The following is a 26079-nucleotide window of genomic DNA, read 5'->3' as shown; positions in this document are numbered from 1 at the left end:
CGCGTCAGGGCAGCGGCGTGTTGCGGTCCAGGCGGGACGTGTCGACGGTGTCGTGAGCGCCTCTGAGGGCGCCGATGAGGAAGCCAGCGCCCCACGCGAGGTGCATCGTGGGGAGCACCGCCGCGAGCCACGCGCGCTGCCCGAGGGTCCGTCCGGCGATCGCGCTGAACGCGAGCACTCCCAGGACGTAGAGGGCCACGGGAAGGTGGACGACGGAGAGCATCGCTGCGAGAAGTCCGCTCACGAGCCCCGTGACCTGCAGCGCGCCGAGGACGATGCTGACCGTGAGGGCGACGACGAGCGCCGGTGGGGCGAAGAAACGCAGTGAGTTCTGGCGTCCGAACCGGCGGACGAGTTCCCCGCGCCACGTGCCCGTGGCGACGAACTGGCGGGCAAGACGCGCCCAACTCTCGCGCGGCCAGTAGGTGACGGCGAGTTCCGGGTCGAACCACACCCGGTAACCGGCCTGCCGGATGCGGAGATTGAGCTCCCAATCCTCCCCGCGCCGGATCGACTCGTCGAAGAGGCCGACCTCCTCGAGCACCCTCCGGCGCATGACGCCGAGGTATGCGGATTCGGCAGGTCCCTCCGGGGCGCCGCCGTGGTACGCGCCCCCACCGAGGCCGGCCGGGGAGTTGTAGGCGATCGCGACGGCTCGTTGGAACGGGGTGCGCCCGTCCGCGCGCATCACACCGCCGACGTTGGCGGCGCGAACGCGGTCCAGCGTGGAGAGCGCTCGACGCGTGTACCCCGGCGCGAGTTCGGAGTGGGCGTCGACGCGGACGATGGTGGGATGCCGCGCCGCGCGGATCGCCAGGTTCAGCGCGACGGGGATGTCGGCTCGCGGGTTGTCGACGAGGCGGATGCGTTCGTCGGCCGAGGCCAGCCGCTGTGCGAGCTCGGTCGTCCCGTCCGAAGACGGTCCGAGGGCGAGGATCAGCTCGGCGGGGCCGTCGACGTCCTGCTGCAGGACCGTCTCGACCGCACGTTCGAGGTAATCGCGCTCGTTGAGTACGGGCATCACGAACGTGACGCCGGCGTCGGGCGCCGGAACCGGCGCGTCGACCGTCACTGCGTGCCCGTGGCGTGGGGAGCGCGCACGGGCGCACCGCGCGGGATCAGCGCATCGAACTGCGAGAGCACCTCCGCGGTGTACGCCTCCGCGTCGAGCGATGCCGGCGCGACCCGGCCCTCGAGGAATGCGGTCATCCCTTCGGCGAGCGCCTCGTCGTCACGATCGACGATGTGCATGTCATCGCCCGGCAGAGCGCCGCGCGCGGAGCCGAACGCCGTCGAGACGATGGGCAGCCCCAACTGGGCGGCTTCGATGAGGACCATCGGCTGCCCCTCGTAGTCGCTCGAGAGGACGAAGCAGTCGCACCGTCGCATGACGGACACCGGGTCCCGGAGCGGTCCGGTCAGGAAGACCCGTCCGGTCAGACCGGCATCCCGCACCTGCTGCTCGAGCTGCGCGCGCAACGGCCCGCCGCCGACGATGAAGAGCTGAGAGTCGGGAGCTTCCGATGCGAGGCGCGCGAACGCGCGGATGAGGCGGGCATGGTTCTTCTCGGTCGACAGTCGGCCCACCGAGACGAACCTCCGAATGCCGGGGGCCGAGAGCGCGGCCTCGAGCACCTGCCCCAGGATCGCGTCGTCCTCGGGTTCGTCCCCGTCTTCGTCGCGCTCGTCGACGGCCTCGGCGGAGACGAGGTCCGGAAGGTTTCTGAGGGTCACGAAGCTGTCCGGGCGGGCGTAGTCGGCGAGCTCGGCGCGGTTGAGATCCGTGAGGGCAGGGGAGACGGATACGAGCTGGTCGTAGGCCCGGTACATCGCGAAGACCCGCCCCAGCGAACGCCGGAACGCCTGCTTGCCGTTGACCGTCCGGTCGCGGTCGGCGGCCATCTCGTTGTGCAGCCAGATCGCGCGCACCGCGCGAGGCGAGTGCAGCATCAGGTGCGCCCAGAACGGGCTGTATCCGCTGAAATCCGCGACCCAGTCGAACTTGGCCGACCCGAAGATGCGTGTCCACTCGTCCCGCCACAGTGTGCGATGCCCGAGGCGGCGGTGCGCGCGGAGCGGGTCGGTGCTGACATCCGCGACGCGTCGCATGATCTGACGTGCTTTCAGGCCGTTCATGCCGCCGACGCGGAAGATCTGACGGATGTTCGGGTTCAGGCGTGTCTGGTTGTGACGGGTCGTCGCCCCCCGGGGGAAGGCCATGAGAGCCGTCACGTCGTAGCGCTCGGTGTCGAGCGAGTTCAGGAGGTTCACGGCGGCCGTGGTGATGCCGTTCAGACGCATCCCGCCCAGGTAGAACAGCAGACGGGGACGGTCGTCCCGCCGCACGGGGCGCACGCGGCGTCCCTCCTCGCGGCCACGGAACACGACGTCGACGACGCGAGAGGTCGCTCGGCCGTCGTCGTACGGGACGAATCGCTCCGCCCATTCTGCGTACCGCGGGTGTGCCGCGGCATCCGGTCGCAGCAGGTCGGCGAGGTCGCGCCCGAGCGCCCGAGGATCGGTCTGCACGGGGCCGGGCAGTTCGTCGAGCGGCATGTACGTGCCTCGATCGGCGGAGTACGCGTCGCCGTCGGGAACGAGGAAGCCGATGGGTCTGCCGGTCGCCAGGTAATCGAAGAAGATCGACGAGTAATCCGTGACGAGCGCGTCGGCGAGCCCGAGGAGGACGTTCGTCGCGACGATGTTCGGCACGAGGACACGCCGCAGAGCCGGGATGCCGCTGGCCGCCCGGTGCACCACCTGGTGGGTCTTCAGGAGCACAGCGACCTTGTCGCCGAGCTCCCGCTGGAGTCCGGCGACCTGGTCGGCCAGGTGCGCGAGATCCGCATCCGGGGCCTGGAAGGAGTTGCCCCGCCAGGTCGGGGCGAACAGCACGATGCGTTTCCCGGTCAGCGACGTGCCCAGCTGAGCGGCGAGCGCACCGACGCGCTGCTCCCGCTCCGCATCCGACATCCACTGCCGGTCGATACGCGGATAGCCCTCTTCGATGATCGCGCCGCGGTAGACGTTGCGGAGCTGGTACGCATCCTCGTACATGGTCTCGGCCATGAACGGGTTGGCGGCGAGGAGGTAGTCGGCGTTCAGGAGGTTGCGCAGGGTGTTGGCGGACTCCCGCGCACCGCCGGGCATGTCGAAGCCCATGAGCTTCAGGGGCGTCCCGTGCCAGGTGTTCAGGTAGACCTGGCCGACGCGCTTGCTGAACGCCGGAGGGAAAGTGGCGTTGTTGACGAGATATCCGGCCGTCGAGACCGCGCGCCAGTACGCGGCACTCCCGCGTGCCACGATGACGACGTTGCGGGTGTCCGCGAACTCCGCGCGAAGTGCCGCCGCGGCATCCGGATCACTGATCGACCAGATGTGCGTCAGATCGGCGAACTCGGGGTCGGCGAGCAGCGTTCGGAAGATCGCCTCGGGGTTGCAGAGCGCGCCGTTGCCGGCGAAGGATTCGTAAACCACCGTCCGGTGCCGGATCGGCCGGGATCTCGCCCAGGCGATCTGCTCCGACGTCGGGATGCGCTTCGCGCGGCTCAGCGCCGAGCGGACAGCACGGGTGACGGCGGGCGGAAGGGGCGAACGCATGTATGTGCTGTGCTCTCGTCGACGGCAGGTCAGGGCGCGACTTCACCGGCCCGGCGACGGGCTCGCGCCGCAACAGCTCGGTGGACGCGTCGCGCCGCCTTATGCATTCTAGCTTCGACAACCTCGTAGAACCCCCAGGCCACGAGCAGGCTGATCGGGATGCCGAGAAGGCCGACGAGCCCCCATGCCTCGGAACCGAAGGCGAAGGCGAGGGTTGCCAGCACGGGGACGTGCACGAGGTAGAGGCTGAAGGAGATCTTGCCGAGCCACTGGATCGGGCGCGTCTCGAACAGCCGGATCGCGGGTCCCCACGCGAGCGCGACGAGGACGATCCCCGCAGCGCCGGGGGCGGCGAAGGCCCACAGCACCTGGCTGAGGTCGGTGCCGCTCGGGACGATCGGGCGCGCGAGCCAGCTGCCGATGAGCATGAGGACGCTCACGAGCGTGAACAGCGGCATGAACCACCGAGGTCGCGGGCGTTCGACCCACGCCAGCAGATCGGGCATGCGCGCGGCCATGATCGTACCGATCACGAAGACGGGGAAGTAGAGGAGTTCGCTCTGCTCGAACAGGCGACCTGCGACGCTCAGCGCGCAGCAGAGGAGCACCGCGGCCAGGGCGTGCCGCCGGACGAGGAGCGCGAGAGCCGTGGCGAGCGGCAGGACGATGGAATACAGGAGCTCCCAGTGGAGCGACCAGAGGGGGTTGTTCAGGGAGTACTGACGCGGGACGAGGGATGCCTGAGCGAGGAACGACTGCCACGTGACGCTCTCGGCGTGCGTCTCGGCCATCCAGGACCCCGGGGGCATCGTTGACCGGTCGCGCGGAACGAGGAATATCAGCAGGGCGCTCAGTCCCAACGAGGCGATGACCGGTCCGTACAGTCGAACGACTCGTGCGGAGAGGAATCCCATCCAGGAGAAGTTCTCGCGGAACACGGGGAGGACTACGACGAGCCCCGAGAGGACGAAGAAGACGAGGACCGCCTCATTGCCGGCCGTGAGGAGCTTCACCGGCGACTCCGAGATCACTGCCCAGCTGACGGTGCCCTCGAGCAGCGGGCGTGCGATCAGCAGCCAATGGTGCAAGAGGACGACCAGAGCCGCGACTCCACGGAGGCCGTCGAGGCTTCGGATGCGGCCGGGCGGGTGCGTCGGGGGAGTCGTTACCACCCGACAACGCTAGTCAGTGTTGCGAGGCGGGCCGAACCACTTGCGCGCGCACCACGGGGTGTGCAGGCCGCGCGGGTCAGGTCCAGGCACCTGTCGCGGCGATGATCCCGGCGAGGATCGAGACCGCCGCGAGGACGAGTGCCACCGCGATCAACACCGTGTGGACGACAAGGAAGCGAGTGGCATGACCACGCTCGTCCCGCGAACGTTCGTCGCGCGCCACGCGTCGGTAGAAGGCAGGCCAGACGACGGCGTTGAAGACACCGTTGAGGATGAGCAGAGTGACGAGTACCGGGATCACCCGGCCACGCTACCCGTTGATCTCGTCGCCGTGCCGCGCGCGACGACGCGGTCCACGAAGACGCCGAGGCTTCTCAGCGTCCGGGGGCGTCACGGTCAGTTCCGCGGGGAACACCGGGGGAGGAGCGCCGAAGGCGCGCCGGGCACCCGTGACGACGCGCCGACCCAGGATGTGGTTGCCGCTGCCGCCGACGACGGCGCCGACCCCGAAGGGCAGCGCACGGCCGACCACCGAGACGCCGCCTTGCACGGCGAACCGGCGGATGAAAGCGGATTTCAGTCGGTCGAGGAGAGGTCCGACCATCGCTCGGGGCAATGATGTGGTGACCAGCTCCCCCCAGTAGGCCTGCCGGGGCTTTCCGCCCCCGCTGACCTGCCCGGCGAACTGGCTGACGAGGTCCACACCCTCGCGCCCGACCATCAGGGTGAGAACGAGCGCGCGCGCCCGGTCGGGATCGGACAGACGGATGCCGTGCACCTCTGCGAGTGACTGCGCGAACAGTGCCGTCGCTTCCAGGAAGCCGACCGTCTCCGCACCGGCGAGTGCGAGGGTCACCCCGGTTCCGATGCCGGGGACGACCGCCGTGGCACCGACGGCGGCTCCGCCGGTCGTGACCGTTGCGAGATAGCGGCGTTCCAGGATCCGGCAGATGTCTGCGGGTGCGGCATCCGGATGCCGCGCACGGATGGCCCGGAGATGGGAGAGGACCGCCGGGCGCTGGGTGGCGAGGACGCGGTCCAGTATCCGGATGAGCCAGGGATGCTCCGACGAACCGACCGGCGGCAGTCCACCTGCCCAGGCCGAGTCATCCGGCAGCGAATGGATTCGGGGGACGTTCGCCGTCACAGGGTTCACGGCGGGCTCCCCAGCGCCGCCTCGTGCGTCAGACGTAGAAGTTCGCCCGGTCGAGGTCTTCGGCGAAGTCCACCTCGACCGCATAGAGGTCGGAGATGTCGAGGGGACGCAGCTTCAGCCCGTTCTCGGCGACGGCGAGCTCGAGGCCGCGCTCGAAGTAGTCCTGGTTGTCGACGTGGTTGAGTTGGGCGATCAGCGCCGGCTTGTCGGCACGCGAGATGTAGTTGATGCCGACCGCCTCGCCGAGCCCTCCGGCGACCGTCTTGGACAGCTCCGCGATGTTGCCGTCGGCGTCGACGGTGTACTTCACCTCTTCGTCGCTGACCTTCGACGTGTTCACGGTGACGAAGGACTGCTCCGCCTCGATGAGGGCGATGGCGCGGCCGAGCACACGCGGGTCGAAGACGACGTCGCCGTTCATCCAGAGGACGCCGGACTTGCCCGTGGCCTTCAGTGCGCGCAGCAGGCTCTTCGAGGTGTTCGTCTGGTCGTAACGGTCGTTGTAGACGTAGTCGGCGTCGGGGAACGCCTCGACGATCGTCTCGGCGCGGTAGCCGACGACGGTCGTGATGGATGCCGCGGGCCCGAAAGCGGCGTGGATGTTGTCGTGCTGCTGGCCCATGATGCTGCGGCCGTCGCTCAGCGGCGTCAGCGGCTTGGGCAGGCTGCGGCCGAGCCGCGAGCCCATGCCGGCTGCGAGGATGACGATCTTGGTCACGGGGGTGCTCCTGACGATGTGGTCACTGTCCGTACATCGGAAAGACACATCCTTGTGCCAGCTAAATGGTAGCCGGGGCGCCTGGCAAAGGCCCGAATCCGGGTATGGCGTTGCGCATTCGTGATAACCGTGCTGCGGTTACGAGGTCCCAGGAGACGGTGGTCACCCCTTGGTAGGTTTGAGGAGTGACGCCTCCGAAGACACGACAGCCCCGCGGTAAGGCACGAGTGTCCGGCGCCGGCACCGCTGTCCCACCTCCGCCACCTTTGCCTGCCGATGTCGCCGCAGCCCGAGGGGCGAACGCCCCCGCTGATGAGGAGGCGACCGTCGCCCTTCCGCCGAAGCCCGATCTGCCGGCATCCGTCGCCGCGGCACAGTTCGAAGGCACCCGCACAGATCCCGAGATCCATGTCGGGGACGAAGGAGAGGCCGACACCGAGCTACACCCGGAGTCTGAGCCGGAGCCCGACCCCGAACTCGAGCCCGAGCTCGAGCCGGAGCCCGAGCCCGAACTCGAGCCGGAGCCGGAGCCGGAGCCCAAACTCGAGCCGGAGCCGGAGCCGGAGCCGGAGCCCGAACTCGAGCCGGAGGGCCCCGCGCCCGTCACAGCCGTGCTGTCCGCGCCCGGCGAGGGAGAGGTCGCCCAGAGCGGCACGGCTCCCGCACTCCGGATGTCGAAGGTGTCGAAGTCCTTCGGTCGGACCCTCGCCGTCAACGCAGTCGATCTCGAAATCCCGGCCGGCACGTTCTACGGCATCGTCGGACCGAACGGCGCCGGAAAGACCACGACGTTGTCGATGATCGCGGGTCTCCTGCGTCCCGACGGCGGCTCCATACAGGTCGGCGGCGTCGACCTTCGCCGCGATCCTCGGGGCGCGAAAGCGCTCATGGGGGTCCTCCCGGACCGTCTGCGCACGTTCGACCGTTTGACCGGTCGTCAGCTCCTCCACTACTACGGTGTGCTGCGCGGGCTTCGCCCCGCTGTCGTCACCGAGCGCACGCAGGACTTGGCGCGCGCGTTCGACCTGACCGCCGCACTGGCGCGTCCGGTGTCCGACTATTCGGCAGGCATGACGAAAAAGATCATGCTGGCGGGAGCGATGATCCACGCGCCGAGGCTGCTCGTCCTCGACGAGCCGTTCGAGGCGGTGGATCCGGTCTCGAGCGCCGTCATCCTCGACATCCTGTCGGCGTACGTCGCGAGAGGCGGCACCGTCGTCCTTTCGAGTCACGGCATGGAGCTCGTCGAGCGGGTGTGCGACGGGGTCGCGGTCATCGTCGCCGGCCAGGTGCTCGCGCAGGGCACGGTCGACGAGGTACGCGGCGACAAGACTCTCGCGGAGCGCTTCGTCCAGCTCTCCGGCGGAATCAGCGATGTGGAAGGCCTGGAGTGGTTGCACACGTACTCCGACTGAGACTCGCCCTTCTCATCGGCGCGCTCAATGCACGCCCTGCCGTCGTCGCGCGCCGCCTGATCGCATTCGGTGTCCTCGCGGTCGCCGTCGCCGCCGTCTGCGTCGCCTTCGTCAGGCTCGACCGCGTCCCGGCCGACGAAGCGGCCACACTGGCCGTGGTGGGAGGCGCGGCGCTGATCGCGGGGTTCCTGCTGATACCGCTGTTCGCCGGCGCCGATGACCCCCTCGATCCGCGCCGCTTCGTCACGACGGGTGCTGAGCCGCGGACCGTCGCCTGGACGGTCGCTGCCGCGTCGCCCCTGGGCGTCCCCGGTGTCGTCGTGCTGGCGATCGCCGTGGCGATGGCCGTCGCGGCGACCGGACACGGAGCCCCGGTCTGGCAGGCCGTCCTCAGTGCCGTCCTGCTCGTCGCCACGACGGTGCTCGCGTCGCGGTGTGCCATGGCCGTGTCGGCGGTCGCTCTGCGAGACCGACGCTCGCCGCAGCTGACCGGGCTGATGGTGACGGCAGCGGGAGTCGTCGTGATCCCGGTGGCCGCCTTCGCGTTCTCGCTCGAGTGGTCGGGCGGGCTTCCGTCGCCTCTGACGGAAGCGGCTCAGGTGCTCGCGATCACTCCCTTCGGCGCGGCGCCCGCGATCGCGGTGCGGGCGGGCGGCGCGCTGGTCGCGTCGCTGCTCGTCGCGGTGGGAACGATCGTTCTCCTGGCGCTCGCGTGGTATCTGCTGGTCCAGCTGATGATGACCCGGACGGAGCGCCCGGTTCCCGTCCGCGAGCGTCGCGGCCTCGGCTGGTTCGCCGTCATGCCCGGGCTGCCGGGCGGCGCGGTCGCCGCGCGCAGCATCGTCTACTGGTTCGGCGATGCCCGCTACCTCGCCAACGTGATCGTCGTGCCGATCGCCTCCATCCTGATCGTGACGCCGTTGCTCATCGTCGGCGTTCCGCTGCAGACCGTCGCGCTCATCCCTCCGCCGATCCTCGCCCTCTTCCTCGGATGGCTGATCCACAACGATCTGGCCTACGACTCGACCGGCGTTTGGCTCCACATCTCCGCGGGGGTGCGCGGTGTCGCAGACCGGATCGGACGGCTCGTGCCCATCCTCATGATCGGCATCCCGCTGCTGGCGCTCATGATCACGGGGTCCATCTGGTTGCACGGCCGGTGGGCCGTCCTCCCGGCCCTCGTCGGTGTCTGCATCTCGCTGTTCGCGGCCGGTCTCGGGTTGGGCTCGATCGCGTCGGTCGCGGCGCCCTACGCCGTCTCGCGCCCCGGCGAAGGGCCGTTCGAGCAGCCGCAGCGCACGGGCGGCGGGGTGACCCAGGCGGTCGTCCTCTTCGGCGCCATCGTGTTCTCCGCCCCGTCGCTCTGGTGGGGATGGTTGTCACTGAGTGGCGACGAGGATGCCGCGTGGACGTCGTTCTGGTCCGGTATCGGCGTCGGGGTCGGTGTGCTGGTCGTAGGCATCGCTGTCGGCGGAGCGCTCTTCGAGCGTCGCACCGGACGCATCATGGAGTTCGCAGAAACCCTCTGACGCCCGGCCACCGCGGCCCCGACCCCAGTACACTCGGGGGAATGAGCACGCCGATCGACAGCCCTGATCAGGGCGGCCTCGCCACACTCGACCGCGAGCTCGAGGAGCTCATCCGCGAGGAGTCCATCGAGCCGGGCGACCATGAGCGGTTCTCGCACTACGTCAAGAAGGACAAGATCATGGAGTCCGCCATCACCGGCAAACCGGTGCGCGCACTCTGCGGCAAGAAGTGGACGCCGGGACGTGATCCCGAGAAGTTCCCGGTCTGCCCGACGTGCAAGGAGATCTACGCCTCGCTGACCTCGTAGACGGTCGGCAGAGCGGGATCGGCGCGGCTGAGCGCCAGCGCCGTCACGGGAAGCTCCTCGCGGACGCGCAGGTGATGCGCGCGCGCAGCAGAGACGCCGTCTGGGCCGAGGTGAGCGGCATCCGTCTCGCCGTGTTCGACGAGCACGGTCTGCAGCGGGCGGGCGTCGGGGTGGGCCGAGGGGGCGTCGAGCTCCTCGAAGCCGTCGGCGACGGCGATGACTTCTGCGGTGGCGACCCCGTCGGCGCGGCGGCGGAATGCAGCCTTGCGACCGCCGATGGACGCCTTGGAGGTCGAGGCCTTCGCCACCGGCACCCAGCCGCCGTCCGAGCCCTGCCGGGCGACGAGCTTGTAGACCATTCCCGCCGTCGGCGTGCCGGATCCCGTGACGACAGAGGTTCCGACGCCGTATGCATCGACGGGGGATGCCGCCAGTGCCGCGATCGCGAATTCGTCGAGGTCGCTCGTCACGGTGATCTGTGTCGCTGTCGCGCCGAGCTCGTCGAGCTGCTGACGCACGGAAGCGGCCACGGTCGGGAGGTCGCCGGAGTCGAGCCGGACGCCGCCGAGCCCGGTGCCTGCGACCCGGACGGCGGTCTCGACTCCCTGGCGGATGTCGTAGGTGTCGACGAGAAGCGTCGTCCCCGTGCCGAGGGCCTCGATCTGGCTGCGGAACGCATCCTCCTCGGTGTCGTGGAGGAGCGTCCAGGCGTGTGCGGCGGTACCCATCGTGGGAATGCCCCACGAGCGTCCGGCTTCGAGATTGCTGGTCGCCGAGAAGCCCGCGATGTAGGCGGCCCGTGCTGCCGCGACGGCGGAACGTTCCGCGGCGCGACGGGACCCCATCTCGGCGAGCGGACGGTCGCCGGCGGCGATGCTCATACGCGCGGCAGCTGTTGCGACAGCCGAGTCGTGGTTGAGGATGCTGAGCGCCAGGGTTTCGAGGATCACCGCTTCGGCGAACGTGCCCTCGATCGTGAGGATGGGGGAGCCGGGGAAGTAGATCTCGCCTTCGCGGTACCCGCTGATCGTGCCGGTGAACCGATAGCCCTCGAGGTAGCCGACCGTCTCGGGACTGACGATGTCGTTGTCGCGCAGGTAGGCGAGCTCAGCCTCTTCAAAGCGGAAATCCGCGATCTCCGAAAGGAGGCGGCCGGTGCCGGCGACGACGCCGAAGCGGCGGCCGCCCGGAAGACGCCGTCCGAACAGTTCGAAGACGCACCGGCGATTCGCGGTGCCGTCGCGCAGAGCGGCATCCAGCATCGTGAGTTCGTAGCGGTCGGTCAGCAATGCCGTGGACGTGGCCATCCGGTCACTCTATCCAGGCGCGGAGTCGGGTCGGACCGAGACTAGGCTGGTCGATCGTGACGGACGCACCGATCGGGATCTTCGACTCCGGAGTGGGCGGTCTCACCGTGGCCCGTGCCGTCTCGCAGCTGCTCCCGCGCGAGTCGATCCTCTACATCGGCGACACCGCGCACTCCCCGTACGGACCCAAGCCCATCGCCGATGTCCGGCGGTACGGTCTAGAGGTCCTCGACTCGCTCGTCGACCAGGGCGTGAAGATGCTCGTCATCGCGTGCAACACCGCCTCCGCCGCGCTGCTGCGCGACGCGCGAGAGCGCTACGACGTGCCCGTCGTCGAGGTCATCGGGCCGGCGGTCCGGACCGCTATCTCGACCACGCGCAACGGACGAATCGGCGTGATCGGGACTGCCGGCACCATCGGCTCGGGGGTGTATCAGGACATGCTCGGCGTCAACGAACGCCTCAGCGTCTTCGCGCAGGCGTGCCCCCGCTTCGTCGACTTCGTCGAAGCGGGAGTGACCGACACGACCGACGTCCTGCGCGTCGCGGAGGAGTACCTCGCACCGCTTCGCCACGCCGCCGTCGACACCGTCGTCCTGGGGTGCACGCACTACCCGTTCCTCGAGGGGGCCATCAGCTACGTCATGGGTCCGGACGTGTCTCTCGTTTCGAGCGACACCGAGACGGCGAAGGACGTCTACCGGCAGCTCGTCTCCCGCGACCTGCTGGCAGGGCCGGACGCGCTTCCGACCCACGTGTACGAGGCCACCGGCGATTCCGCCGACGACTTCATCCGACTCGCCGATCGGCTGATGGGTCGCGGCGTCAGCGCCGTCCGGCTCGTGCAGACCGGCGCTATCGATCTACCCAAGGAGACCCCATGAGCGAGACCACCCGTGCCGACGGCCGCGTCGTCGACCAGCTGCGACCCGTCACGATCGAACGCGGCTGGAGCGCCCACGCCGAGGGCTCCGCACTGATCTCCTTCGGCGGCACCAAGGTGCTGTGCACGGCATCCTTCACCAACGGCGTTCCGCGCTGGCTGACGGGCAAGGGCAAGGGCTGGGTCACCGCTGAGTACGCGATGCTCCCGCGTGCGACGAACTCGCGCAACGACCGCGAGTCGATCAAGGGTAAGGTCGGTGGTCGCACCCACGAGATCTCGCGCCTCATCGGCCGCGCGCTCCGGGCCGTCGTCGACACGAAGGCCCTCGGTGAGAACACGATCGTCATCGACTGCGACGTCCTGCAGGCCGACGGCGGCACCCGCACCGCGGCGATCACCGGTGCGTACGTCGCCCTGGCGGACGCGATCGAGTGGGGTCGGGCCAAGGGCTTCGTCGGTAAGAACGCCAAGGCGCTCCTCGACTCCGTCTCGGCGGTGTCGGTCGGCATCATCGACGGCGAGCCGATGCTCGACCTGGCCTACGTCGAGGACGTCCGCGCCGAGACCGACATGAACGTCGTGGTCACCGGCCGCGGGCTGTTCGTCGAGGTGCAGGGCACCGCGGAGGGTGCGCCGTTCGACAAGCGCGAGCTCGACGCCCTCCTCGAGCTCGGTGTCAACGGGTGCGGCGACCTCCGCGAGGCGCAGCTCGCCGCGTTGGCGCAGGAGCTCGCGTGACGACGCGCCGCATCGTCCTCGCCACCCACAACGCCCACAAGGTCGAGGAATTCGGGGCGATCGTCGCCTCGACCCGTCCCGATCTCGAGGTCGTCGGTTACGACGGACCCGAGCCTGTCGAAGACGGCGTGACGTTCGCGCAGAACGCGCTCATCAAGGCGCGCGCCGCGGCCGCACACACCGGCCTTCCGGCGATGGCGGACGACTCCGGGATCGCCGTCGATGTGCTGGGCGGCTCGCCCGGGGTGTTCTCCGCCTACTGGGCGGGTCACAAGAAGGACGGCGTCGCGAACTACGAGCTGCTGCTCGACCAGCTGGCCGACATCGCCGATCCGCACCGGACGGCGCAGTTCGTCTCCACGATCGCTCTCGTCGTCCCCGGCGGTGAGGAGCACGTCGTGACCGGTGTCTGGCCCGGGCGTCTCGCGGCGGCGCCCGCGGGCGAGAACGGCTTCGGCTACGACCCCGTATTCCTGCCGGACGACGCGGCGGGCCGATCCGCGGCGGAGTTGACGCCGGCCGAGAAGAACGCGTCGTCGCACCGCGCGCGGGCATTCGCCTCGCTCGGACCCCTGCTCGCGACCCTCTGAGGACCCGCCCCCGCCCGCTGAGGCTGAGAATCGGACTCATTCCCGAGTTCGCCGATGGGGCCGGTCGGGGGGACGGCGGGTCCTACCCTCGTAGGTATGCACGATCACGCACCCGCCGGCATCCGGGGAGGACATCCGCGACGCCTGCTCGCGGTCTCCCTGGGGATCACGGCCACGGTGCTCATCGTTCAGCTCGTCGGGGCGATCCTGACCGGGTCGCTGGCGCTGCTCGCGGACGCCGGCCACATGTTCACCGACAGCTCGGGGCTCGTCATCGCCCTCATCGCGGCCTCGGTCGCGGCGCGCCCCGCCGACGAACGTCAGACGTACGGATACCAGCGCGCCGAGGTCTTCGGCGCTCTGCTCAACGCCGTGATCTTGATCGCCCTCGGAGCCTGGATCGCGGTCGAGGCCGTCGGGCGACTGATCCGCCCCGCTGAGGCCGAGGTGCAAGGTCTGCCGATGCTCGTCGTCGCCATCATCGGGCTGGTCGCCAACGGCGTGTCGCTCTTCGTCCTGAGCGTCGCGCAGCGCACGAGTATCAACGTGCGCGGCGCGTACCTCGAGGTCCTCGGCGACCTGCTGGGGTCGGTCGTCGTGATCATCGCGGCGGGCGTGATCTGGCTGACGGGATGGATGACGGCCGACGCCGTGGCCTCGCTCGTCATCGCCGCCCTCATCGTGCCGCGCGCCATCACCCTGCTGAGGGAGGTCTTCGCCGTGCTGGGGGAGCGGGCGCCAGCGGGGACGAAGGTCACCGACATCCGCGACCACATCCTCGGCACCGAGGGAGTCGTCGACGTGCACGACGTGCACGTCTGGCAGCTCACGCGCGGCGCGCCGGTGTTCACGGCGCACGTCGTCGTCGCGACGGACTACTTCGCCGACGACCGCGCGGGTCTGCTTCTGTCCCAACTACAGTCCTGCCTCGCCCGCCATTTCGACGTGGAGCACTCGACGTTCCAGCTCGAGCCGGCGGGTCACGTCGAGCACGAAGCCCACGCGTGACCCCCGACCTGAAGGGATCTCCGATGACGGATTTCGCCACCCCCAACCTGCCGTCCCGAGGGTTCGACGCCACTGTCGGGTTCTACGGAGTGCTCGGCTTCGATGTGGTCTACCGCGCCGAGGACTGGCTGATCCTGCGCCGGGAGCAGCTGCAGCTGGAGTTCTTCCCCGATCCTGTGCTCGACCCGGCGGCGAACGCGGTCATGTGCTGTCTGCGGGTGGATGACCTCGACGCATGGTACCGACGGATATCCGACGCCGGTGTGCCCGAGGGGGCGACCGGCTTCCCGCGGCGGCATCCGCCGAAGACCGAGGTGTGGGGCGGGCGAGTCGCGTATCTCGTGGACCCCGACGGCACTCAGCTGACTCTCGTCCAGAACGGGTGACGGTCGCCGTCAATCTTCGATGCGCACGTCCGCGGGAGTCTTGTCGGGGCGGAGTCCTCGCCATCGGGCGTGACGGAGGGTTCCGCTCGGTGTCGCCTCGGCGTACTCCACCTCGCCGACGATCTCCGGTCTGACCCACAGCGCGTCGGATGCCTCGGCACGGCCGATGTCGATGAAAGGGTTCTCGGCGGTGCGGAGCGGTGAGAGTGCGGCATCCAGGCGGGCGAGCGTCGCCTCGCTGATACCCGATCCGACGCGACCGATGTAGTGCAGACCACCCTCGGCGGGCACTCCCATGAGCAGCGAACCGATCTCGCCGGTGCGGCCGCCCTTGCCCGGCCGGATGCCGCCGATCACCACCTCCTGCATCAGAGTCAGTTTCACCTTGAGCCACTGCTCGCTGCGGACGCCACGGCGGTAGACGGACGCGGGATCCTTCACGACCACGCCCTCGAGTCCGAGCATCCGGGCCGTCGCGAGGGCGTCGTCGACGTCGCTCGCGACGGGCGGCACGACGATCGTGTCGATCGTCTTCTCGGCCACGCTCTCCAGCAGCTCGCGCCGGTGCGAGAGCGGGAGTGGCGCGGCATCCGTCCCGTCGACCTCGAGGAGGTCGAACAGCAGGAACTGCACGGGGATCCGCGCGGACTCGCGGTCGATCTCGCCGGCCTTCGTGAGATGCATCCTGTGCTGGAGCAACGAGAAGCTCGGCCGGTTGCGATCGTCGAGTGCGACGATCTCGCCGTCCACGACGCAGGGCGCGGCGCCGAACCCGGGATCGCCGCCGGTCAGCTCGGGATACCGCGCCGTGATGTCCGTCCCGCTTCGGGCGCGGAGGCGGAGCCGCTCGCCGTCCCAGATCCCGAGGGCGCGCACCCCGTCCCACTTGAACTCGACCCACGGACCCCACCGGGTCGCCGCCTGCCGCGAAAGCGCTGCGGTCGAGGATGTCGCGAGCATCGGCGCCGGCGCCGGTGCTGGTGTCGGCCCAGGGGGCGGCGCGTTCGAGGGGGTATGAGGGGAGGGGGGAGCCGCGGCATCCGTCTTCATCCGATGCAGCAGCCACTGCGACTTCTCCCCGTCGCCGCTCGTTCGGATGAGCGCGAGCTTGATGGTACCGAGCGGGCCGTCGCCGCGTCCGGTCGCGGTGAAGATGACCTCGTCCTCGCGCCACTTCTCGAGCTCGAAGGTGCCGGTGTCCCAGATCGACATCGATCCGGCCCCGTACTCACCGGCGGGGATGTCTCCGGCGAAATCCAGGTACTCCATCGGGTGCGGCTCGGTCATGACGGCGAGGTGGTTGGTCGAGGGGGACTCCGGGATGCCGCGCGGCACCGCCCAGCTGACGAGGACGCCGTCGCGCTCGAGCCGGAGGTCGTAGTGAAGTCGCCTCGCGTGATGCTCCTGGATGACGAACCGGGAGGATGCCGGGCGGACGGAACCAGCGGGGGATTTCGGCACCGGTTCCGGGGTCCGCGCCGCGGTGCGTTTGGCGATGTAGGACGTCAGCGGCCCCGTGCCCGTGGGCGCGAGCGGCGCGATCAGATCGCCGCCCGCAGCGACCCGGTCGAGGACCTCGTCGAAGAGCAGGTGTCGCAGGTCGGGATCGTCGAGTTCGGCCCACGTTCGCGGCGCGGCGACCGTAGGACGTTCACGGCCCCGCAGCGAATACGGCGCGATGGTGGTCTTCTTGCCGTTGTTCTGGCTCCAGTCGAGGAACACCTTCCCCGGCCGGGCGGCCTTGGACATCTGACTCACGACGAGGTCGGGATGATCGGCCTCGAGCGCTCGCGCGAGTTCCTTCGCGAAGGCGCTGATCTCGTCGCTCGTGCGGCTGCCGTCGAGCGGGGTGTACAGGTGGATGCCCTTGCTGCCGCTCGTGACAGGAAGGGGTTCCATGCCCAGGTCGGCGAGGATCTCGCGGGACCACCGGGCGACTTCCGCGCACTCGGCGAGGCCGACACCGGGGCCGGGATCGAGGTCGAGTACGAGCCGGTCGGGGTTGCGTCTCACGCCCTCGGCGTCGAAACGCCACTGCGGGACGTGCAGTTCGATCGACGCCACCTGCGCGAGGTAGACGAGGGTCGGGACACCGTCGACGAGCGGATAGTCTTTCGCGCCGGTCGAATGCTCGATCGGTCTCCGGGCGACCCATGACGGCGCGCCCGCCTCGAGGTGCTTCGCGAAGAACGAGCCCGCGCCCGTCCCGTCGGGCCAGCGGATGCGGGTGACCGGTCGGCCGTCGAGATGAGGGAGGATCGCCGGCGCGATCCGCGTCAGATAGTCGATGACCTCGCCCTTGGTGGTCCCCGTCTCGGGGTACATCACCTTGTCGAGGTTCGTCAGCCGCAGTCGGCGTCCGTCGACGACGACCTCCTGCGGCGCGGCTGGCATGGGGCCAGATTAGTGCGCAACCCCCATTGGTCGTCGCGTCGGCGGGGTGTGTACTGAGGGCATGAGATCGATCTGGAAAGGCGCGCTGACCTTCGGACTCGTCAATGTTCCCGTCAAGGTGTACTCGGCGACGGAGGACCACGACGTGTCGCTGCACCAGGTGCACGCGGCCGACGGCGGCCGCATCCGGTATCAGCGCATCTGCGAGATCGACGGCGAGGTCGTGCCGTACTCCGACATCGACAAGGCCTACGACGACGGCGAGCGCACCGTCGTCCTGACCTCCGACGACTTCGCGGCGCTGCCGAGCGAGCGCAGCCGCGAGATCGAGGTCGTCGAGTTCGTCCCCACCGAGCAGATCGACCTGCTCACCCTCGACAAGGCGTACTACCTCGAACCCGACTCGAAGAGCCCGAAGGCGTACGTGCTCCTGCGTCAGACCCTCGAGCAGACAGACCGCACCGCGATCGTTCGGTTCGCGTTGCGGCAGAAGACGCGGCTCGCCGCCCTCCGGGTGCGAGGCGACGTGCTGGTTCTGCAGACGCTTCTCTGGGCGGACGAGGTGCGCGAGGCATCCTTCCCCGTGCTCGATGAGGCGGTGAAGATCTCGAGCAAGGAGCTGGAGCTCTCGGCATCCCTCGTCGACAGCTTCTCGAGCGACTTCGATCCGAGCGAGTTCACCGACGAGTACCAGAAGGAACTGCGCACCCTCATCGACGCGAAGCTTGAGAAGGGTGACGCGTTCGACACCGCCGAGACCTTCGGGGAGAAGGCGGATGCCGAGGGTGGCGAGGTCATCGATCTGATGGCGGCCCTGCGGGCCAGCGTCGAGAAGAGCCGAGCGGCGAGAACGGGCAAGGATGCCGGTGGGAAGACGAAGGCCGACGCCGACGAGACGTCGGCGCCGGCCACGAAGGAGCCCTCGAAGAAGACTCCGGCGAAGAAGGCTCCTGCGAAGAAGAAGGCGTCCTGATCAGAGGCGGGGGGTGTGCCCGCCGCGACCGTCGGTCTTGTCGTCGAAGGCCTCCGGTTCGAGGACCAGCTCCTGTGCCTCGGAGGTGTCCGTTACGCCGTCGGGACCGGCGGCCATCTCACGCTTGACCTTGCGCTTCTCGGCGAAGTAGTGCCAGACGATGAAGATGATCGTGCCCGCCACCGCGACCAGCAGGATGACGTCGATGTACTCGGCGACGAACTGACCGACGCCGGGGATGAGGCTCACGAGGTAGCCGATGACGGTGAGACCGAAGCCCCAGATGACGGCACCGATCAGGTTGTACAGCGAGTACTTGTGCCAGGCCATCTTGCCGACGCCCGCAGCAACGGGTGCGAAGGTGCGGACGATCGGCACGAAGCGCGCGAGGATCACCGTCACGCCGCCGTACCGTTCGAAGAACGCATTCGTGCGCTCGACGTTGCTGCGACTGAACAATCCCGATTCCTTGCGCTCGAAGACCGCGGGTCCGCCCTTGCGCCCGATGAGGTAGCCCACCTCTCCGCCGAGGAAGGCGGCAAGACCGATGAGGAGACCGACGATCCAGACGTTCACGCCGAAGACGCCGTTCGGTGCATGCGTCACCGGGTTCGAGAGCAGGCCCGCCATGATCAGGAGGGTGTCGCCCGGGAGGAGGAAGCCGACGAGCAGTCCCGTCTCGGCGAAGACGATGAAGCAGACCACGACGAGCGCCCAAGGACCGGCCGCGTTGATGATGGTCTCGGGATCCAGCCAGGGGATCAAGGCGAAGGGGTGCACAGAGGTCCTTCAGATCGCGGCGGAGATCCGCCGACAGATGGGCGCAAGGTGTGAGGCACGTCAGTACCCCGTGCGGAAGGGGGGACTTGAACCCCCACGCCCGAAGGCACAGGAACCTAAATCCTGCGTGTCTGCCAATTTCACCACTCCCGCTGGTGGGATCAGTCTAGAGCGCGCGGTGGGAGGGACCTGGGAGGGATAACCCCCGAATCAGGTGTGGATAACTCCGGCATCGGCGGCGGCAGGGTTGCGAGGATCCCAGACCATGAGCTTTCCGCAGACCACGTCGACGACTCGGGGCCTGACCTCGATCGCCGAGCGCGTGCGAGAACGACTGCGGACCGAAGAAGTCGACCCGTCGCGGGACCCCGAGCGGGCGTCCTACATCGCCCGGGCCGAGGTGCGGCGGCACAATGATTTCGCCCTCGCGCGCGGCGTCGACGTCATCGAGGACGAAGCGGCATCCGTTCGAGACATCCTCTCGACGGTCTCCGGTTACGGTCCGCTTCAGGCGCTCCTGGACGATCCGGACGTGGAGGAGATCTGGATCAACGCGCCCGACAAGGTCTACATCGCTCGAGACGGACGCAGCGAACGGGCCCCGATCATGCTCAGTGACACGGCGGTGCGGGACCTGGTCGAGCGCATGCTGCACGCCACCGGGCGACGGGTCGATCTGAGCCAGCCGTTCGTCGACGCCTCCCTGCCCGACGGATCCCGGCTGCACGTGGTCATCCCCGACATCACGCGCCGCCACTGGGCCGTGAACATCAGGAAGTTCCTGACACGCTTCCGCACCCTCGACGACCTCGTCGCAGCCGGATCGGTGGGCTCTGCGGAGGCTGCGATACTCCGCGCAGCGATGCGCGACGGCACCAGCGTGATCGTGTCCGGTGCGACGCACGCCGGCAAGACGACGCTGCTGGGTGCGTTGATCGCTGCGGCGCCCTCGCACCACCGCATCGTGACAGTGGAGGAGACGTTCGAGCTCACGGCGCAGGCGCCTGACCTGGTCGCGCTCCAAGGACGGCAGCCGAGTCTGGAAGGCACCGGCGAGGTGTCCCTCCGACGACTCGTCAAGGAAGCACTCCGCATGCGACCCGACCGGCTCGTGGTCGGCGAGGTCCGCGACGCCGAAGCACTCGACCTCGTCCTGGCGCTCAACACCGGCGTGCCCGGAGCCGCGACGATCCATGCGAACTCCGCGACCGACGCGCTCCGCAAGCTCGGCTCGCTCCCGCTCCTGGCCGGCCGGAACATCGACCGCGATTTCCTCCTCCCGGCCATCGCCGCCTCCGTCGGGCTCGTCATCCACTGCCGACGCGATGCCGACGGCCGGCGAGCCGTCGACGAGATCGTCGCCCCGACCGGTCGGGTGGTCGACGGTGTCATCGAGACCCGTCCCGTGTTCGGGGGTGAGCCGGCATGACGACCGTTCTCGGCGTGACGCTCGCCGCCGGCATCCTCCTCGCCCTCTCACCGTGGTTGTGGCCGCCTCGCACCGTCCGCGAGGAGGGGGCTCGGCGGGACGGTCGAGCCGCGCGCCTGCTGCAGGATGCGGGGTTCGGGCATGCCACCGTCGGGCATCTCGCGACGGTCTCGCTCGCCGCGGCAGCCCTCGCCGGTGCGGCGGTTTGGCTGGTGACAGCTCTCCCCGCTTTCGCCGCCGTCGCCGCGGTGGCCGGCTTCTTCGCTCCGGCGGCGTGGTTGCGCGGACGCGTGCGTCGCCTGCAGAAGGGACGTCGGCAGCTGTGGCCCGACGTCTGCGACCTCCTCGTCGCCTCGGTCCGTTCGGGGATGTCGCTCCCCGACGCGGTCTCCGCCCTGGGTGAGGTCGGGCCACCGGCACTTCGTCCCGCTTTCGCGGCCTTCGCGTCGGACGTCTCCGCCTCCGGGCATTTCGATTCCAGCTCCCTGCGCCTCAAAGCACGCCTCGCCGATCCCGTCGCGGACCGGATCATTGAGGCGCTCCGGATGGCGCGGCAGGTGGGGGGCACCGAGCTGACGAGCGTCCTCCGGGCCCTGTCGGCGTCCGTCCGTGCCGAGGCGGCGCTGCGGGCGGAGATCGAAGCGCGCCAGTCGTGGATCCGCGGCGCCGCCGTCCTGGGTGTCGTCGCACCGTGGGTGATCCTCGGACTTCTCGCCCTGCGGCCCGAGGGCGCCACGGCGTACAGCAGCCCGGAAGGGGTGACCGTCATCATCCTGGGTGCGGCCGTCTCGGTCGTCGCGTTCCGACTCATGCTGGGGATCGGTCGCCTGCCGGAGCCGCGGAGGTGGTTCGCGTGAGCGGCCTCACGCAAGTGGCACTGGCGATCGTCCTGGGCGGCGCCTTCGCCAGTGGCCTCGTTCTCGTCGCGACGCGCATTCCGCGTCTCGCCGCCCCGACGCTCTCCCGTCGTATCGCGCCGTACCTGCGCGACATCGCGGATCCGCGCGGCTTGACACCCTTGGCCCCGGTTCCCGGGGACTGGCGTGCGCGCCGCGATCGCCTCATGGCATCGGTCGGTGGGGCGGCGCGACTGGAACATCGCCTGCGCCAGGCCGGCTGGACGCAGGATGCCGCAGGCTTCCGCGCTCGTCAGCTCACGTGGGTCGTCGTGGGTGCCCTTCTCGGCGGCGTCGTCGTCGTGATCCTCACCGTCAGCGGCAGACTCACGCCCGGAGCCGCCGTCCTGCCGCCGGTCCTCGCCCTGTCGGCGGCGGCACTCGTGGACTTCCGTCTCACGGCGGCCGCCCGCCGTCGTCGGACGCGCGTGGAGGAAGAGCTTCCCACCCTCCTGGAGTTCCTCTCCCTGTGCCTCGCGGCCGGCGAGGGACTGCGGGACGCGCTTCATCGGGTGGGCGAGATCGGCAGCGGCGAGCTCACCGTGGAGATCCGACGCGCAGTCCTCGACAGCGGCACCGGATCGAATCTTTCCGACGCGCTCCTCGACCTGGGGCGGCGCCTGGATGTGCCCGCGCTGTCGCGAGCCATTGAGCACCTCGTCGCCGCGATCGACCGCGGCGCCCCGCTCGCCGGCGTCCTGCAGGCGCAGGCGGGCGATGCCCGCGAGGACGCCAAGCGTTCGCTCATCGAGCAGGCCGGGAAGAAGGAGATCGCGATGCTCTTCCCGATCGTGTTCCTCCTGCTTCCCATGAGCGTGCTCTTCGCCGTCTTCCCGGGCATCGTCATGCTTCGCCTCGGGGTCGGCTGACCCTCGATCGAAAGGAGATCACCATGATCCATTCCACCCTCATACGACTGCGGACCGCGTGGGGAACCGTGCAGGCGGACCTTCGAGACGATGAGCGCGGAGATGTGCCCGGCTGGGTGCTGATCACGCTCATGACCGCCGGTCTCGTCGTCGTCATCTGGGCGCTCGCGGGGCCGGCGCTCGCACAACTGTTCCAGCAGGCGATCGACCAGGTCTCCAGCTTCTGAGGTTCTGAGATGCGGCGGCTCCTCTCAGATGAGCGCGGATCGACCCCGGTCGAGTTCGTGCTCGTCGGCGTGCTGTTGACCGTCCTGACCCTCGGGGTGCTCCAGCTGGGGCTCGCTGTCTACGTCCGGAACGTCGTCCACGATGCCGCCGTCGAGGGCGCCTACCACGCTGCTCTGGCGGATGTGGAGACGTCTGCCGGCGCCGCCCGGGCACGAGAGCTCGTCGACCGTGCGGTCGGCGGCGGGTTCGTCGAGAGCGCGACTGCGACCGAATCCGGTGCCTTCGGGTACGAGACGGTGTCGGTGACCCTGACGACGCGGTTGCCGATCATCGGACTGCTCGGCGTCCCCCACGGATGGGAGGTGACGGTGCATGCGCCCGCGGAGAGCTTCGACTGACCGCCTGCTCGACGATGAGGCGGGCTCGGCGGCGCTCGAGTTCATCGTCGGTGGCGTCATCCTGCTCGTTCCGATCGTCTACCTCGTCGTCACCCTCGGCATCATCCAGTCACACGCTCTCGGCGTCGAGTCCGCTTCCCGTCACGTCGCTCGGGCGGTCGCGTCCGCGGAGACGGTGGAGGATGCCGATGACCGCGCCGCCGCCGTCCTGGACTCCCTCGTGACCGAGTACGACCTCGACCGCGACGCGCTGGCAGTCGACGTGTCCTGCGTGGGCGACGCCGCCACCTGCCCCACCGCGGGTGCCATCGTTCGAGTGACCGTCTCCTCGTCGGTCCAGCTTCCGCTCGTCCCGCCCGTCCTCGGTCTCGACGACGCGGCCCGGGTCGGGGTGGAGTCGTCCTCGGTGCAGAAGGTCTCGCGGTACTGGAGAGACGGATGATCCGGCGCGATGACGAGGAGGGCAGCATCCTGCTCCTGACGATCGGCTACGCACTGCTCGCTCTCGTCCTGGTGTTCGTGACGGTCGACGCGACCAGCCTGTACCTCGCTCAGAAGCGCACGCAGGCGACGGCGGATGCCGCGGCTCTCGCCGGCGCCGACGGTTTCACCCTCGACGTCGTCGACGGCGAGCCTCGTGCGGAGCTGACGGACGGGGGAGTGCGCGAGCAGGCGCAGGCGATCGTCGCCACCGAGCCTGATGCGACCATCGTCTCCGCAGCCAGCCCCGACGGGGTGTCGGCGCGGGTCGTCGTCAGCTCGGTGTGGCATCCGCCCATCTCGACGCTGTTCGTCCCCGAGGGTGTCACCTTGCAGGCGACGGCGACGAGTCGCACCGCGCTGGAATAGCGGCCGATCAGCGTCCCGCGTGGGGGAGGAACCTCGGCAGCCAGCGGATGAAAGCGACGGCGCCGAGCAGCCCGATGACGCCGACCGCTCCGGCCGCGAACGACAGCGACGAGACCGCGGTGATGCCCGTGACGATCAGCGGCGTGGTGGCACCACCGGCATCCGTCAACGTGCGCCACGACCCGAGGAACGGCGCCGGATCGTCCTTCGGTGCCAGATCGGCGCCGATCGTCAGCAGGATGCCGCTGGAGAGGCCGTTGCCCACGCCAAGCACCGCCGCGAACATCGCGAACCACATCTCGGCGCTCGCGCCGTCGTGCGTGACCGAGAGGGCGAGGAAGCCGCTTCCCATGAGGACCATCGCCGGAAGAGCCGCCCACAGCCGGCCGAAGCGGTCCATCACCTGACCGCTCGCGTAGAAGAGGGCGAAGTCGAGGGCGCCGGAGATGCCGACGACGAGGGCGATCGACTGCGCGTCCAAGCCGATCGACACGCCCCACAGCGGCAGGACGACCTGACGCGCCGATCGGACGGCCGACAGGCTCGCCGCCGCGAGTCCGACGCGGGACAGCACCCTCCGGTGCAGCCACATCGTGCGGAACACGCCGACCCGCTCGGCGACCGGGATCGAGCCGGTCACGGGTTCGCCCGAGTCCTCAGCCTCGTGGCTGCGCACGGTGTCGGCGACGAACTGCTTCTCGGGGTCGGGCCCGAAGGTCACCAGGACGATGAGGGCGGCGAGACACACGGCGAAGAACCAGATCGTCGACCGCTCGTCGCCGAAGAGTCCGATGAGCGCCGCCGCGATGAAGGGGCCGGTGAACATGCCGAGGCGGAAGGTGCCGCCGAGAAGGGACAGCGCACGCGCGCGGAACTTCACCGGTACCCGCGTCGTCATGAAGGAGTGGCGCGCCAGGCCGAAGGCGGCCGCGCATGAGCCGATGAGGAACACCGCGCCTGCGAAGACCGGCAAGGACGGCACCAGCGCGGCGGCCAGCGAGACGACGAGCGCCACGGAACCCGCGATCATCATCGTCACCCGCTCGCCGACCCGGGCGACCGCCCAGCCCGCGGGCAGGTTACCGACCAGCTGTCCGATGACGAGCAGCGAAGCGATGAGTGCCGACAGCGCGACGTCCGCGCCCAGGTTGCCTGCCAGAATCGGGATGAGGGGGAGCACTGCTCCCTCGCCGATCGCGAAGAGGACGGTCGGCGCGTAGACCATGGGTCCGAAACGCCAGAGCACCTCCCGAGCAGTGGGGGAGTCGGGTCGGTCGGTCATCGCCATCCACGTTACTCTGGAGTGTCATGCTTGAATTCGATCCGTCTGCGGACATCCAGGCCCTCCGTTCCACCTTCGGTGAGATCAAGGCGGTCGTCGATGTCGACGCACTCACTGCCGAGATCGCCCGTCTGTCCAACGAGGCGGGCGCTCCCGACCTCTGGGACGACGTGGAGAAGGCGCAGAAGGTCACCAGCGCCCTCAGCCACCGCCAGTCCGAGCTGAAGCGCGTCACCGAGGTCGAGCAGCGACTCGACGACGTCGAGGTGCTCGTCGAGCTCGCGCAGGAGATGGACGACGAGGACTCCGCCGAGGAGGCCCGTCGCGAGATCGCGGACCTCGAGAAGGTCATCAGCCAGCTCGAGGTGCAGACGCTCCTCGACGGCGAGTACGACGACCGCGGCGCGGTCGTGACGATCCGCTCGGGCGCCGGCGGCGACGACGCCACCGACTTCGCCGAGATGCTCATGCGCATGTACCTGCGCTGGGCCGAGCGCCACAAGTACTCCGTCAAGGTGATGGACACGTCCTTCGCCGAAGGCGCGGGCATCAAGTCCGCCACGTTCGAGGTCGACGCGCCCTACGCCTACGGCACGCTCTCGGTCGAGGCCGGCACGCACCGACTCGCCCGCATCAGCCCGTTCGGCTCGGCCGACAAGCGCCAGACGAGCTTCGCGGCCGTCGAGGTCATCCCGGTGATGGAGGAGGCCCAGGAGGTCGACATCCCCGAGGGCGACATCCGCGTCGACGTCTTCCGCTCCTCGGGTCCCGGTGGTCAGTCGGTCAACACGACCGACTCCGCCGTTCGCCTGACGCACCTTCCGACCGGCATCGTCGTCTCGATGCAGAACGAGAAGAGCCAGATCCAGAACCGCGCCGCCGCGATGCGCGTGCTCCAGACCCGCCTCATGCTGCTGCAGAAGGAAGAGGAAGCCGCGAAGAAGAAGGAGCTCGCCGGTACCATCACGGCGAGCTGGGGCGACCAGATGCGCTCCTACTTCCTCTACGGTCAGCAGCTCGTCAAAGACCTCCGCACCGGCCACGAGGTCGGCAACCCCGCGGTCGTCTTCGACGGCGACCTCGACGGGTTCATCGCGGCCGGCATCCGCTGGCGCAAGCGCAAGGACGACGACGACTGATCCGAGCTGGGTCGTCGGAACCCTGTCAG

General features: G+C 69.3%; 27 protein-coding genes and 1 tRNA gene. 17 read left to right on the top strand and 11 right to left on the bottom strand.

All coding sequences use genetic code 11. The annotated features are described in order from the left end of the window. Positions 1-4: 4 nt before the first annotated feature. The 6 genes from ABCU91_RS10560 to ABCU91_RS10535 all read right to left on the bottom strand — a co-directional run bounded on the left by ABCU91_RS10560 (position 5) and on the right by ABCU91_RS10535 (position 6646). On the bottom strand, positions 5-1072 hold the full coding sequence (locus tag ABCU91_RS10560) for a glycosyltransferase family 2 protein (protein ID WP_413353635.1): 1068 nt from the start codon (positions 1070-1072) through the stop codon (positions 5-7). Then, entirely contained in the window at positions 1069-3600 is a 2532-nt protein-coding gene (locus tag ABCU91_RS10555) for a CDP-glycerol glycerophosphotransferase family protein (protein WP_413353634.1), read from the bottom strand. Before ABCU91_RS10555 ends, ABCU91_RS10560 begins: the two co-directional genes overlap by 4 nt. 29 nt (positions 3601-3629) lie before the next feature. After that, entirely contained in the window at positions 3630-4772 is a 1143-nt protein-coding gene (locus ABCU91_RS10550) for an acyltransferase family protein (protein ID WP_307470210.1), read from the bottom strand. Positions 4773-4848: 76 nt separating this feature from the next. Then, entirely contained in the window at positions 4849-5073 is a 225-nt protein-coding gene (locus ABCU91_RS10545; RefSeq protein WP_406924073.1) for an SCO4848 family membrane protein, read from the bottom strand. 9 nt (positions 5074-5082) lie between these two features. Further along, positions 5083-5919, bottom strand: coding sequence for a hypothetical protein (locus ABCU91_RS10540; protein WP_406924563.1), 837 nt, complete (start codon positions 5917-5919; stop codon positions 5083-5085). 37 nt (positions 5920-5956) lie between these two features. After that, entirely contained in the window at positions 5957-6646 is a 690-nt protein-coding gene (locus ABCU91_RS10535; protein WP_413353633.1) for an NTP transferase domain-containing protein, read from the bottom strand. Positions 6647-6912: 266 nt separating this feature from the next. On the opposite strand from ABCU91_RS10535, the gene ABCU91_RS10530 reads away from it, so the two are divergent. Genes ABCU91_RS10530 through ABCU91_RS10520 form a run of 3 tightly spaced genes read left to right on the top strand, consistent with a single transcriptional unit; the run spans position 6913 to position 9898 of the window. Beyond that, complete coding sequence (locus ABCU91_RS10530) at positions 6913-8061, top strand: ABC transporter ATP-binding protein (RefSeq protein ID WP_413353632.1); 1149 nt, start codon at positions 6913-6915, stop codon at positions 8059-8061. Beyond that, on the top strand, positions 8037-9590 hold the full coding sequence (locus ABCU91_RS10525; RefSeq protein WP_406924075.1) for a hypothetical protein: 1554 nt from the start codon (positions 8037-8039) through the stop codon (positions 9588-9590). Before ABCU91_RS10530 ends, ABCU91_RS10525 begins: the two co-directional genes overlap by 25 nt. 41 nt (positions 9591-9631) lie before the next feature. Further along, a complete protein-coding gene (locus ABCU91_RS10520) occupies positions 9632-9898 on the top strand; it encodes a DUF3039 domain-containing protein (protein ID WP_091354268.1) in 267 nt (88 codons plus the stop codon). Here the strand turns inward: ABCU91_RS10520 and ABCU91_RS10515 are convergent. Then, positions 9877-11205 (bottom strand): nicotinate phosphoribosyltransferase, encoded by a 1329-nt coding sequence (locus ABCU91_RS10515; RefSeq protein WP_413353631.1) that lies wholly within the window; start codon positions 11203-11205, stop codon positions 9877-9879. The two genes, ABCU91_RS10520 and ABCU91_RS10515, sit on opposite strands and share 22 nt — an antisense overlap. A 56-nt stretch (positions 11206-11261) precedes the next feature. Here ABCU91_RS10515 and murI point away from each other — a divergent pair, with 56 nt between their 5' ends. The 5 genes from murI (at position 11262) to ABCU91_RS10490 (ending at position 14813) form a co-directional block, all read left to right on the top strand. Beyond that, entirely contained in the window at positions 11262-12089 is an 828-nt protein-coding gene (gene murI / locus ABCU91_RS10510; protein WP_413353630.1) for a glutamate racemase, read from the top strand. Then, complete coding sequence (rph, locus tag ABCU91_RS10505) at positions 12086-12829, top strand: ribonuclease PH (protein ID WP_307470199.1); 744 nt, start codon at positions 12086-12088, stop codon at positions 12827-12829. The genes murI and rph overlap by 4 nt, the downstream gene beginning before the upstream one ends. After that, complete coding sequence (gene rdgB / locus ABCU91_RS10500) at positions 12826-13419, top strand: RdgB/HAM1 family non-canonical purine NTP pyrophosphatase (protein ID WP_406924078.1); 594 nt, start codon at positions 12826-12828, stop codon at positions 13417-13419. The genes rph and rdgB overlap by 4 nt, the downstream gene beginning before the upstream one ends. Before the next feature lie 96 nt (positions 13420-13515). Further along, positions 13516-14427, top strand: a complete 912-nt coding sequence (locus ABCU91_RS10495) for a cation diffusion facilitator family transporter (protein ID WP_413353629.1) — start codon at positions 13516-13518, stop codon at positions 14425-14427. Between the two features lie 23 nt (positions 14428-14450). Further along, positions 14451-14813 (top strand): bleomycin resistance protein, encoded by a 363-nt coding sequence (locus ABCU91_RS10490; protein ID WP_413353628.1) that lies wholly within the window; start codon positions 14451-14453, stop codon positions 14811-14813. A 9-nt stretch (positions 14814-14822) separates the two neighbouring features. On the opposite strand, the gene ABCU91_RS10485 is transcribed toward ABCU91_RS10490, so the two are convergent. Continuing rightward, positions 14823-17207, bottom strand: coding sequence for an ATP-dependent DNA ligase (locus ABCU91_RS10485; RefSeq protein WP_413353627.1), 2385 nt, complete (start codon positions 17205-17207; stop codon positions 14823-14825). 61 nt (positions 17208-17268) lie between these two features. Between ABCU91_RS10485 and ABCU91_RS10480 the strand changes: the two genes are divergently transcribed. Then, positions 17269-18180 carry a Ku protein gene (locus ABCU91_RS10480; RefSeq protein ID WP_413353626.1) on the top strand — a complete coding sequence of 304 codons (912 nt, stop codon included), beginning with the start codon at positions 17269-17271 and terminating at the stop codon, positions 18178-18180. Here ABCU91_RS10480 and ABCU91_RS10475 read toward each other — a convergent pair whose 3' ends face one another. Both ABCU91_RS10475 and ABCU91_RS10470 read right to left on the bottom strand, forming a co-directional pair. Then, positions 18181-18960, bottom strand: a complete 780-nt coding sequence (locus tag ABCU91_RS10475) for a DedA family protein (RefSeq protein WP_413353625.1) — start codon at positions 18958-18960, stop codon at positions 18181-18183. Positions 18961-19031: 71 nt separating this feature from the next. After that, positions 19032-19113 (bottom strand) — tRNA-Leu (locus tag ABCU91_RS10470). Between the two features lie 112 nt (positions 19114-19225). Here ABCU91_RS10470 and ABCU91_RS10465 point away from each other — a divergent pair. Genes ABCU91_RS10465 through ABCU91_RS10435 form a run of 7 tightly spaced genes read left to right on the top strand, consistent with a single transcriptional unit; the run spans position 19226 to position 23629 of the window. Continuing rightward, positions 19226-20389: a CpaF family protein gene (locus tag ABCU91_RS10465; RefSeq protein WP_413353624.1), complete on the top strand. Its 1164-nt coding sequence runs from the start codon at positions 19226-19228 to the stop codon at positions 20387-20389. After that, positions 20386-21246, top strand: a complete 861-nt coding sequence (locus ABCU91_RS10460; protein ID WP_413353623.1) for a type II secretion system F family protein — start codon at positions 20386-20388, stop codon at positions 21244-21246. The genes ABCU91_RS10465 and ABCU91_RS10460 overlap by 4 nt, the downstream gene beginning before the upstream one ends. Further along, complete coding sequence (locus ABCU91_RS10455) at positions 21243-22154, top strand: type II secretion system F family protein (RefSeq protein WP_413353622.1); 912 nt, start codon at positions 21243-21245, stop codon at positions 22152-22154. Before ABCU91_RS10460 ends, ABCU91_RS10455 begins: the two co-directional genes overlap by 4 nt. Before the next feature lie 23 nt (positions 22155-22177). Continuing rightward, positions 22178-22381, top strand: a complete 204-nt coding sequence (locus ABCU91_RS10450; RefSeq protein WP_413353621.1) for a hypothetical protein — start codon at positions 22178-22180, stop codon at positions 22379-22381. A gap of 9 nt (positions 22382-22390) precedes the next feature. Next, positions 22391-22780 carry a TadE/TadG family type IV pilus assembly protein gene (locus ABCU91_RS10445; protein ID WP_413353620.1) on the top strand — a complete coding sequence of 130 codons (390 nt, stop codon included), beginning with the start codon at positions 22391-22393 and terminating at the stop codon, positions 22778-22780. Next, entirely contained in the window at positions 22755-23222 is a 468-nt protein-coding gene (locus ABCU91_RS10440; protein ID WP_413353619.1) for a TadE/TadG family type IV pilus assembly protein, read from the top strand. The genes ABCU91_RS10445 and ABCU91_RS10440 overlap by 26 nt, the downstream gene beginning before the upstream one ends. Further along, positions 23219-23629, top strand: coding sequence for a pilus assembly protein TadG-related protein (locus tag ABCU91_RS10435; protein WP_413353618.1), 411 nt, complete (start codon positions 23219-23221; stop codon positions 23627-23629). The genes ABCU91_RS10440 and ABCU91_RS10435 overlap by 4 nt, the downstream gene beginning before the upstream one ends. A gap of 7 nt (positions 23630-23636) precedes the next feature. Here the strand turns inward: ABCU91_RS10435 and ABCU91_RS10430 are convergent, their stop codons facing one another. Beyond that, positions 23637-24911: an MFS transporter gene (locus tag ABCU91_RS10430; protein ID WP_413353617.1), complete on the bottom strand. Its 1275-nt coding sequence runs from the start codon at positions 24909-24911 to the stop codon at positions 23637-23639. 26 nt (positions 24912-24937) lie between these two features. On the opposite strand from ABCU91_RS10430, the gene prfB reads away from it, so the two are divergent. Beyond that, positions 24938-26050 carry a peptide chain release factor 2 gene (prfB, locus tag ABCU91_RS10425; RefSeq protein WP_406924091.1) on the top strand — a complete coding sequence of 371 codons (1113 nt, stop codon included), beginning with the start codon at positions 24938-24940 and terminating at the stop codon, positions 26048-26050. Positions 26051-26079 lie beyond the last annotated feature (29 nt).

It is taken from the genome of Microbacterium phoenicis (assembly GCF_047302325.1).
Taxonomy (GTDB): domain Bacteria; phylum Actinomycetota; class Actinomycetes; order Actinomycetales; family Microbacteriaceae; genus Microbacterium.
This window is presented reverse-complemented; position numbering and strand designations above follow the sequence as displayed.